The following is a 1,762-nucleotide window of genomic DNA, read 5'->3' as shown; positions in this document are numbered from 1 at the left end:
CCGCCCGAGGCCGTGCGTTTGACGGAAGGCGCAATCCAGCAGGTGAAGAAGGTCATCAAGGACCAGGGCTTCGAGGGCTACTTCTTCTCCATCCGCGTCGTGCCGGCCGGCTGCAGCGGCCTCGGCTATGACCTGAACCTGGTCAAGGAGTCGAAGGCCGGCGACAGCGTCTGGGAGCAGGACGGCGTGAAGCTCGCCACCGACGGCATGAGCGCCCAGTACCTGGCCGGCACGGAGATCGACTACGTCTCCGCCATCACTGGCGCGGGCTTCAAGTTCAACAACCCGAACGCGAAGTCCTCCTGCGGCTGCGGCACCTCGTTCACGACCTGAGTTCCCGTCGTGGCGTGACGTGGCTCGCGACGGTCCACGCTTCCTGAGGCGTGGGCGGGTGCTCGCGAGCCGACACGAGGGTGGGTGTGCTGCCCGCCCTCGTGCTTTCCCCATTCCGAGCGGGCCTGCTCAGGCCCCGGCGATGGGCTGCATCACCTTCAACCAGGACTGGTTTTCCTTCTGCCGCGCCAGGCGCTGGGCGCGTCGCGCCTCGGCCTCCCGGAACGACTCGCGCTCGGTGTCCGTCTCCATCAGCAGCGGCGGCACCGGGACGCGGCTGCCGTCCTTGTCGATGGCCACGAAAGTCAGGAGCGCGCTGGTGGTGAGCGTGCGCTCGCCGGTGAGGGGATTCTCCGCGTGCACCGTCACGCCCACTTCCATGGAGGTGCGGAAGGCGGCCAGCACGCGCGAGTGCAAGAGCGCAATCCAGCCGACCTTGATGGGCGCGTGGAAGTGCAGGTCATCCATGGACGCCGTCACCACGACTTGCCGGCAGTGACGCTGGGCGGCCACCGCGCCGCAGATGTCGATCCACTCCATCACCTTCCCGCCGAACGCCGCGTTCAGGTTGTTGGCGTCCGGAGGCAGGATGAGTTGGGTCATCACCACCTCCGTGTCCTTGGCTCGCTTGGGCGTCATGTCCGACATCTCACACCTTCCATGCAGGGACTGGGGGGCGCATGCGTGGCCCCCCGTGCCTCATGCCAGGAAGGTGGAGACGCGGTCCAGGAACTCCTCACGGCCCCGGCCCCGGCGGATGTCCTGGCGGGACACATCCATCACCAGGCACTCCACGCCGTACTTCTCCTGGAGCACCTGGGGGAAGGACGCGTAGTAGCCGTTGAGGCCTCGGAGGAACTGCGGGCGGATGCCCTTCTCTTCCTCGCGGCCGCGGGTGCGGATGCGCTCCAACAACACGTCCACGCTGCCGACCTCGAAGCAGATGACCTTGTCCGGGCGGATGATGTGGCGCGACAGGCGCTGGAAGTACTCGTAGTAGAGGTCCAGCTCCGCGTTCGTCAGGTGCCCCAGGCCGTGCAGGTACTTGGCGAAAATCTCCGGGTCCTCGTACAGCGTGCGGTCCTGCACGCAGCTGCGGCGGTACGAGTGGATGAGCTCGTGGTGCTCCACGCGACGGATGAGGAACTCGAGTTGGAGCGTGAAGGACCAGCGCGACATGTCCGAGTAGTAGTCGCGCAGGAAGCGATTATCGATGACGGGCTCGTCGAACAGCTCGTAGCCGAAGCTCTGGCTGAGCATCTTCGCCGCCGTCGTCTTGCCCGCGCCGATGTTGCCGGAGAGCGCCACGAAGCGCCGCCCCTTGGGGGCCTTCACCTTCGGCTTCTCCTTCACCGCGTTCTTCGCACGGGGGGCAGCGGCCTCGCTCCGACGGGCTTCGGTGGGAGGCTTCGGGGCGGCGGCCGGAGAG

The 1,762-nt window shown here is 67.0% G+C and carries 3 protein-coding genes; 1 reads left to right on the top strand and 2 read right to left on the bottom strand.

The genetic code is table 11. The annotated features are described in order from the left end of the window. The coding region (locus HR086_RS46625; protein ID WP_174468888.1) for an iron-sulfur cluster assembly accessory protein at positions 1-333 on the top strand (333 nt) is incomplete at its 5' end. Between the two features lie 129 nt (positions 334-462). Here the strand turns inward: HR086_RS46625 and HR086_RS46620 are convergent. Together HR086_RS46620 and HR086_RS46615 are read right to left on the bottom strand one after the other, a co-directional pair. Further along, positions 463-981 (bottom strand): acyl-CoA thioesterase, encoded by a 519-nt coding sequence (locus tag HR086_RS46620; RefSeq protein WP_141649209.1) that lies wholly within the window; start codon positions 979-981, stop codon positions 463-465. Positions 982-1,032: 51 nt separating this feature from the next. Continuing rightward, the coding region (locus HR086_RS46615) for a deoxynucleoside kinase (RefSeq protein ID WP_217442239.1) at positions 1,033-1,762 on the bottom strand (730 nt) is incomplete at its 5' end.

Source organism: Myxococcus sp. CA039A (assembly GCF_013336645.1).
Lineage (GTDB): Bacteria > Myxococcota > Myxococcia > Myxococcales > Myxococcaceae > Myxococcus > Myxococcus llanfairpwllgwyngyllgogerychwyrndrobwllllantysiliogogogochensis.
This window is presented reverse-complemented; position numbering and strand designations above follow the sequence as displayed.